This is a genomic window from Azospirillum sp. (assembly GCF_035627195.1).
GTDB lineage: Bacteria > Pseudomonadota > Alphaproteobacteria > Azospirillales > Azospirillaceae > Azospirillum.
Genome location: NZ_DASPMG010000303.1, coordinates 1 through 8330, shown reverse-complemented (window position 1 = coordinate 8330; position 8330 = coordinate 1). Strand labels below are relative to the sequence as shown.

6 protein-coding genes are annotated in these 8330 nt (G+C 71.2%); all 6 read left to right on the top strand.

Features of this window, described 5'->3' with window-relative positions:
- Nucleotides 1-261, top strand: a 261-nt coding sequence (locus VED21_RS27550) for an AMP-binding enzyme (protein WP_414638317.1), incomplete at its 5' end; no start/stop codon positions are given.
- Nucleotides 258-989 (top strand): SDR family NAD(P)-dependent oxidoreductase, encoded by a 732-nt coding sequence (locus VED21_RS27545; protein ID WP_324888121.1) that lies wholly within the window; start codon nucleotides 258-260, stop codon nucleotides 987-989. The genes VED21_RS27550 and VED21_RS27545, both read left to right, overlap by 4 nt.
- Nucleotides 990-1010: 21 nt before the next feature.
- Nucleotides 1011-2093: a ketoacyl-ACP synthase III gene (locus VED21_RS27540; protein ID WP_324888119.1), complete on the top strand. Its 1083-nt coding sequence runs from the start codon at nucleotides 1011-1013 to the stop codon at nucleotides 2091-2093.
- A 187-nt stretch (nucleotides 2094-2280) separates the two neighbouring features.
- Entirely contained in the window at nucleotides 2281-4149 is a 1869-nt protein-coding gene (locus VED21_RS27535; protein WP_324888117.1) for a flagellin, read from the top strand.
- A 126-nt stretch (nucleotides 4150-4275) separates the two neighbouring features.
- On the top strand, nucleotides 4276-4746 hold the full coding sequence (locus VED21_RS27530) for a flagellar biosynthesis repressor FlbT (protein ID WP_324888115.1): 471 nt from the start codon (nucleotides 4276-4278) through the stop codon (nucleotides 4744-4746).
- Nucleotides 4743-8330 (top strand): tetratricopeptide repeat protein (locus VED21_RS27525; RefSeq protein ID WP_324888113.1); only part of this gene is annotated, 3588 nt, incomplete at its 3' end. The genes VED21_RS27530 and VED21_RS27525, both read left to right, overlap by 4 nt.

Sequence of the window (8330 nt, the reverse complement as noted above, 5' to 3'; positions counted from 1 at the left end):
CCGGAGGCGGTCGAGGCGCTGCTGCTCACCGCGCCCGGCGTGCAGGACGCGCTTGTGACGGCGGCCGCCAATCCCATCACCGGCCATATCCTCACGGCGTCCGTCGTGCCGGCGCCGGGGGTGGGGGAGGCGTCCGTGCGCGCCTCCGTCCGCGACGCCGTGGCGGCGCTGGAGCCAGCGGCGCGGCCGCGGCTGGTCCATGTTGTGGAGCGCATCGAACTGGCGGCGTCCGGCAAGAAGCGGCGCGGGGGGAACGGGTGAGCCAGAAGCGTCACGTCATCGTCACCGGCGGCAGCCGCGGCCTGGGCCTTGGCCTTGTGGAGGCGCTGCTGGCCGACGGCTTCCGCGTCTCGACCTGCTCGCGCGCACCGTCGGAGGCGCTGGAGCGGCTGGCCGGCCCGGACCTGTTCTGGAAAGCCTGCCGCATCGGCGACGGTGCCGAGGTGCAAGCGTTCTTCGACGCCGCCCTGGCCTGGGCCGGCGACGCGCCGCTGTGGGCGCTGGTGAACAACGCCGGCATCGCCCGCGAAGGCGTGCTCGCCACCTTTCCGGAGGTCGACACGGCGGAGGTCATCCAGGTCAACCTGACCGGCGCCATCCAGGCGGCGCGCGCCTTTTTGCGCGCCAAGCTGGTGAAGCGCGGACCGGGGCGCATCGTCAACGTCTCCTCCATCATCGGGCAGCGCGGCTACGTCGGGCTGGCGGCCTATTCGGCGTCCAAGGCGGGGCTGGACGGGCTGACGCGGTCGCTGGCGCGCGAGGTCGGGCGACTGGCCGTCACCGTCAACTCGGTGGCGCCCGGCTACCTCGACACCGAGATGTCCGGCACGCTGGCCGCCGACCAGCGCGAGCAGATCGTCCGCCGCACGCCGCTGGGCCGGTTGGGGCGGGTGGAGGACGTGGTGCCGCTGGTGCGCTTCCTGCTTGGCGATGGCGCCGCCTTCGTCACCGGCCAGACCCTGGTCGTGGACGGCGGCATCACCTGCTGAAGCGGGCCGGGGAGAAGCACCATGGTCGCGTCCGTTATCCAAGGTGTCCGGCTCGCCGGCATCGTGTCCTGCGTGCCGGAGCGGCGGGAGACCGTCGCCGACCTCGCCGCGCGCTTCGGCGAGGACGCCGCGCAGCGCATCGCCAAGGCCACCGGGATCGAGGCGCGCCACGTGGTGCCGCCGCACCAGTGCACCTCCGACCTCGCCGAAGCGGCCGCCCGCCGCCTGCTCGACCGCCTGGGCTGGGCGGCGGAGGACGTGGCGCTGCTGATCCTGGTGTCGCAGACGCACGACCACATCCTGCCGGGCACCGGGCTGCTGCTGCACCGGCGCCTGGGCTTGTCCAAGGGGGCGGCGGTCTTCGACATGGGACTGGGCTGCTCCGGCTACGTCTACGGGCTGTGGGCGGCGGCGGCGCTGCTGAAGGCGTGCGGCGGGCGGCGGGCGCTGCTGCTGGCCGGCGACACCACGTCGCGCGTGCTGGACCCCGCCGACCGCGCCGTGGCACCGCTGTTCGGCGACGCCGCCACCGCCACCGCGCTGGAACTCGACGATGCAGCCGAACCGATGGCCTTCGCGTTGGGCAGCGACGGGGCCGGCGCGCCGTACCTGATGGTTCCCGGCGGGGCGCTGCGCCGGCCGGACGAACCGGCGCATCTGTTCATGGACGGCACGCAGGTGTTCGCCTTCACCCTGCGCGAGGTGCCCGGCAACATCCGCGCGGTGCTCGACCTTGCCGGCTGGAGCATGGCGAAGGTCGACCGCGTCGTGCTGCACCAGGCCAACGCGCAGATGATCCGGCATTTGGCGCAGAAGATCGGCGCCACGCCGGAGCAGGCCGTGCTGGCGCTGGCCGGCCACGGCAACACCAGTTCCGCCTCCATCCCGCTGGCCCTGACCGAGGCGCTGGGGGACGAACTCGCCCGAAGGTCGTATCGCCTGCTGTTGTCCGGCTTCGGCGTCGGCTGGTCGTGGGGCAGCGTTGCGCTCACCGCCGGGCCTTTGGGAGTGTGCGAAACCATCATACTGGACGCCGGCGATGCGGCAATTCCTGCCGGTCTGCGCCCGGCAGAAGCTGCCGACCCGGCAAAAGGGTGCGGGTAACCCGGCATATTCTGCCGGTCGATGGGCAAAATTTGCCTATCCCTTTCTGCCGAGCGGCACGGATTGCCTTGAGTACCGGGAAATTTCTGACTGGCCCGCTTCTTGCCTACCTCCGGCGCAGGGGAATTAGTCCCCTCGCCGCCGGGATACCCCGGTCGGCCGCAATCCTCCAAACGGAGTGGCTACCATGGCTGTCAACGACGTCACGCTCGGCGCATCGATGCGTTCGAACCTTCTGCAACTGCAGAATGTGAACGACAAGATCGCTCAGAAGCAGAACATTCTGGCGACCGGCAACAAGGTGAACACCGCGCTGGACGGCCCGACCGCGTACTTCGCGGCGAAGGGTCTGACGCAGCGCGCCGGCGACCTGTCGTCCCTCAAGGATTCGATGGGCCAGGCCATCAGCACGATCAAGGCCGCCGACAAGGGTCTCACCTCCATCGACTCCATGCTCGATCAGGCCAAGGGTCTGACGACCGCCGCCTACTCGGCGCTGGGCAATGACGCCGGTTCGGTCGCCACCCGCAAGGCGCTGGCCGCCCAGTTCAACTCGTTGAAGGCGCAGATCGACAAGCTGGCCGAGGACTCGGGCTACGGCGGCAAGAACCTGCTCGCCGGCAACGGCCTGCGCCTCGACACCACCAGCGCCTCGCGCACCGCGGTGAACTCCATCACCGGCGTCGAGAACGCCCGCGTCACCAACGTCGTGTCGGCCGACACCTACACGGTTCGCGTGAAGGGCGACGGCTCGATCGAGGGTGCGGCCGGCGACATCGCCAACGCCGAAGCGGCGCGCGGCCTGACCGGCCTGAAGATGTCGGGCACGATGTCCTCGACGCTCGGCAACTTCTCCGACGTCAGCATCGAGGTTCGCGGCGCCACCGGCCAGCAGCGCACCTTCATCGTGAGCGACGGCAACGAGTCGCGCACCATCGCCTACTTCGACAACAGCCAGACGATCGCCGCCAACACCTCCACCGCCGCCAAGTCGGGCACGCCGCAGGTGACGAGCGTCAGCCTGAGCGGCACGATCGAGGCCGGCGACATCTTCTCGATCACGGTGGAAGGCCAGACGTTCTCGTACACGGCGACTTCGGCCGACGTGAACATGACCACCACCGCGAAGATGGCGATCGCCTCGAAGCTGCAGGCGTCGATCAGCACCGCGATCTCGAGCGGCCGTCTGTCGGGCACCAGCTACGACGTCGCCACGGCGACCGTGGCCGCGAACGGCGACCTGACGCTGACGGGTGCGACGAACGCCAGCCAGGCGCGCGAGATGACGGTCAGCGCGTCGGCCACCAACGCGCTGAGCAAGCACATCTCCGAGAGCTTCGCGTCGGGCACCGTGGTGTCGTTCACGGTCGACCGCACGCTGCTCGAGAAGGCGGCCAACGGCGGCAACGGCGTGTCGGTCATCGAGAAGAAGGTCGACCTGTCGATCTCCGTCTCCAACCTGCAGGGCACCGTCGTCACCCGCGACGGCATGAACGAGCGCGGCGAAGGCAAGCTGGCCAACGGTGAGCAGTCGTTCGCCTTCGACACCGGCACCGTGCGCTTCAGCGTCGACCAGAAGACGGTCAAGCAGGCGGCGTCGGCCAGTTCGGCGGCGAACCTGGTGACCGTGCAGGTGACCAACGCCAACACCTCGAACGACCTGACCGTCCAGCTGAACGAGAAGAACACCAACTCGATCACGCTGGGTGCCCAGAACCTGACCACCAGCGGCCAGGGTCTGCAGGTCGACTTCGCCCAGAACGACTGGACCGACCGCGCCGACATCGACAAGGCGGTGGAAGGCCTGGACAAGGCGAAGGCAAAGCTGCGGTCGTCCTCGCAGACGCTGTCGACGAACCTCAACATCATCACGACCCGCGAAAACTTCACCAAGGAGTTCAGCGACGTGCTGGTCGAGGGCGCCAACAAGATGACGCTGGCCGACCAGAACGAGGAAGGTGCCGGCCTGCTGATGCTGCAAACCCGGCAGCAGCTGGGCACCATCGCCCTCTCGCTGGCCAACCAGTCGCAGCAGTCCATCCTGCGGCTGTTCTAAGCCGCGGACTTCGGGTAGGATCAAGCCCGGGCGGGCGGCGGCGCAAGCCGCCGCCCGTTTCCATTGGTACTCGTCACGGCGCCCTCGGCGCCGTGTCCCGTTTTGGCAGGCACCGGGTTCGATCTCATGCCCCTCAAGTTCGTCCTTCGTCCCAACGAGAAGGTCATCATCAATGGTGCCGTGATCGGCGCCGGCGATCGGCCTGGCTCATTCTACCTTTACAACACCGCGAACTTTCTGCGCGGGCGGGAGGTGTTGAAGGAAGAGCAGATCGACTGCATCGAAAAGAAGCTCTATTTCGTCATCCAGCTGATTTACATCTTTCCGGAGGACGCCCGGCTGAACCACGCGCGCTTCGAGAACATTCTCGACGAAACGCGCGCCGCGCGCCCGGAGTGCGCGGCAGAGCTGGACGAGATCAGCGAACTGGTGGACGCGCGCAACTACTATCGGGCATTGAAGGTCTGCCGGAAGATGTTCAAGACCACCGCCGCCGGGGCAATCGACAGCGGCCAGGAGGGTGGCCATGAGGGCGGCCATGACGGCGGCCATGACGGCGATCTTCCGCCCGATGGACCATCCGACCCGACGCCGTGACGTCCACCACGACCGGGCCGCTGTTCACCCAGGCCGTCGCGTTGCATCGGGACGGCCATCTCGCCCAAGCCGAGGCGCTCTATGAGCGCGTTTTGGCGGACGAGCCGCACCACCTCGATGCCCTCTACAGCCTGGGCTTGCTGCACCGCGCACTCGGCCGTTTCGACGCCGCTGCGCACGGCCTGTTCGGCGTGGTGCAACGCGCGCCCGAGCACGCCGGCGCGTGGCGGGCACTGGCCCTGGTCATGCGGGCCATGCGCCACCCGGACGCCGAGGTGGCGCTGCGCCGGGCCCTACGCGATACGCCGGCCGACGCCGAACTGAGCACGGAGCTTGGGCTGGCGCTGGTCGAGGCCGGCCGTTTCGCGGAGGCCGAACCCATCCTGCGCGGCGGCGCCGAAGCGCATCCCGGCGACGTGATCCTGCACTTTGCCCTGGGCCGTGCGTTGCACGGCCTGCACCGGTTCGCGGAGGCCGCGGCGTGCTATCGCCGCTGCCTGTCGATCGATCGCGGGCTGGCGGCGGCGCACAACAACCTCGGGCTGTCGCTGATCGAGCTGCGGCGACCGCAGGACGGAGCCGCCGCCCTGCGGCGCGCGCTGGTGCTCACCCCCAACGACGCGGCGGCGCTCAACGGCCTGGGCACTGGCCTGGACGGGCAGGGCGACACCGGTGGGGCGGAGGCAGCGTACCGCAGGGCGCTAACGCTTCGGCCGGACTACCTCCACGCCCTCAACAACCTCGCTCACTCCCTTGCCTGTCGTCACGATGTGGCGGCCGGCGCGGCCTGCCGGCGCCGTGCCATCGTCGTGCAGCCCGACCGGGCCGACCCCTACACCGCGCTCGGGAGCGCCGCCCTGGAGCAGGATCGGCTGGCCGAAGCCGAGCGTCTGCACCACCGGGCGCTGCGCCTCGCCCCGGACCATCTCGCCGCCCTCACCAACCTGGGCTTGGTCCGGCAGATCCAGGGCCGCCTGAACGAGGCATCGGCGCTTCAGCGCCGCACGCTCGTGCTCGACCCGGCCTGCGCGGACGGGCACGCCAACCTGGGGCTGCTGTTCTGGCTAGCGCGGGATCGGGCGGCGGCCGAGCGGTGCCTGTCGCGCGCGCTGCTGCTCGATGCGGCGCTCGGACCGGCGCACCTCAACCTTGGCATGATCCGGCTACAGCGCGGCGACCTCGGGGGCGGATGGCTGGAATACCAGTGGCGCTTTCGCGCCAAGGGTTACACCGACCGCGCCATCGCCGCGCCGCCGTGGGGTGGGGAGGATCCGGCCGGCCGGTCGATCCTGGTGTGGCGCGAGCAGGGTGTCGGCGACGAGATCCTGTTTTCTTCCTGCTACGCCGATCTCACCGCGCGCGCCGGGCGCGTCGTGATCGAATGCGACGCGCGGCTCGTCGGCCTGTTCGCGCGGTCGTTCCCGGCGGCGACGGTGCGGGCGGAGACCACGGCGGCGGACGGCGGCGAGACGGTGGTGCCGCCCGATGCCGACCTCCACGTCCCGGCCGGGCGCCTGCCGATGTTCCTGCGCGGGCGGCTTGCCGCGTTCCCGTCCGCATCGCGCCGTGGCGGACCCGGCTGGCTGGAGCCCGATCCCGCCCGCGTCGCGGCGTGGCGGAGCCGGCTGGACGCGCTCGGGCCCGGGCTGCGGGTCGGCATCGCGTGGCGCAGCCAGCTGATGACCACCGACCGGCTGGTGGCCTACACCCGGATCGAACAGTGGGCGCCGGTGTTCGAGGTGCCCGGCGTGACCTTCGTCAACCTTCAGTACGACGACTGCGCGGCCGAACTGGCGGACGCGGAGCGCCGCTTCGGCGTCATCGTCCACCGCTGGGCCGACCTCGACCTCAAGGACGACTTCGAAGGTACCGCCGCGCTGATCGCCAACCTCGACCTCGTCGTGTCGCCGGCCACCTCGGTGGGCGAACTGGCGGCGGCGGTCGGCACGCCGGTGTGGCGCCTGGGCGGGCCGGACTGGACGCAGCTGAGCAGCGCCGTCCGCCCGTGGTTCCCGGCCATGCGCTTGTTCCAGCCCCGCCCCGGCGAGACCCTCGCCGACACTCTGGCCACCGTCGCCCACCGTCTCCGCCGGCTCGCGGCGCCCGAACCTGCGCCCGAACCCGACGTCGAGGCCGTTGTTCAGGAGGCCATCGCCCGCTATCGCGCCGGCGACCTCCAGGGCGCCGCGGCGGCGGCGCACGAGGCGCTGTCCGGCCGGCCACGCCATCCGGTCGCCCACCACCTGCTGGGCGTGATCCGCAAGCGGCAGGGCGACGTCGAAGCGGCCGCGTCGCATTTCGCCGTGGCCGCCGTGGCCGATCCCGGCAACGCCGCCGCCTACGCCGGTCTTGCCGACGCGTTGCGCCTGATGGGGCGGAGCGGCGCGGCGGAGGCGGCCCAGCGCAACGCCATCGCCGCACAGCCGGATGCCGCCGGGCATTGGGTCAACCACACGGCCGCGCTGTACGGCGCCAAGCGCGTGGAGGAGGCCGAGCGGGCCTGCCGGCGCGCCGCGCGGCTGCGCCCTGACCTGGCGCTCACGCACACGCACCTGGGGAACCTGCTGGCGGCCGGCGGCCGGCGCGACGGGGCCGCCGCGGCGCACCGGCGCGCACTCGCCCTCGATCCCGCCTTCGCCGACGCCCACACCAACCTGGGAACGGTCCTGCTCGGCCTGGAACGGTTCGACGCCGCCGCGACCGCCCTGCGGCGCGCCGTCACGGTGAACGGCAGCCTCGCGGCGGCATGGACGAACCTGGGCAACGCCTGCTCCGCCCTCGGCCGCCTGGACGAGGCCGAGACGCACCACCGAACGGCGATCACGCTCGACGCCGGGCTGACCGATGCGCACAGCAACCTTGCCCTCCTGCTGCAACGCCGGCACCGGCCGGACGAGGCGCTGGCCGAGTACCGTCAGGCGCTCGCCGCGGACCCGCGCAACGCGCAGGCGCACCACAACCTTGCCTTCTTCCTGCTTGAGCGCGGCGACCTGCGCCAGGGCTGGCCGGAGCACGACTGGCGCTTCTCGACCGATGAGTTCCGGCCCCATGCCCGCCGCTTCGCCATGCGTTCCTGGCGTGGCGAGAACGTCAACGCCGCCCGTGTGCTGGTGTGGCGTGAGCAGGGGGTGGGCGACGAGCTAATGTTCGCGTCCTGCTACGCCGACCTGATCGGCCGGGCGAGGCATGTGATCGTCGAATGCGACCCGCGCCTCGCCGGCCTGTTCGCCCGGTCCTTCCCGACCGCCACCGTGCGGGCGCCAACGGACGACCCGCGCGACGCCGACGTGCACGTCCCGGCGGGAAGCCTGCCGCGCTTCCTGCGGCCGGAGCTGCGCCGTTTTCCGGCGCGCGCGTCGTGGCTGGTGGCGGATGCGGAGCGGGTGCGGGCGTGGCGGGAGCGGGTGGCGGCGCTGGGCCCGGGGCTGGTGGTGGGGATCGGCTGGCGCAGCGGGCTGATGACGCGAGAGCGCGCGGGGGCGTACACGCGGCTGGAGGCGTGGGGTCCGGTGCTGGCGGTGCCGGGGGTGCGCTTCGTGAACCTGCAGTACGACGAGTGCGCGGCGGAGATCGCCGACGCCGAG

Bases quoted from the DNA above. Each gene is read 5' to 3' on its own strand.
- VED21_RS27530 (WP_324888115.1), top strand. From the start codon at position 4,276: ATGCCCCTCAAGTTCGTCCTTCGTCCCAACGAGAAGGTCATCATCAAT.
- VED21_RS27540 (WP_324888119.1), top strand. From the start codon at position 1,011: ATGGTCGCGTCCGTTATCCAAGGTGTCCGGCTCGCCGGCATCGTGTCC.
- VED21_RS27535 (WP_324888117.1), top strand. From the start codon at position 2,281: ATGGCTGTCAACGACGTCACGCTCGGCGCATCGATGCGTTCGAACCTT.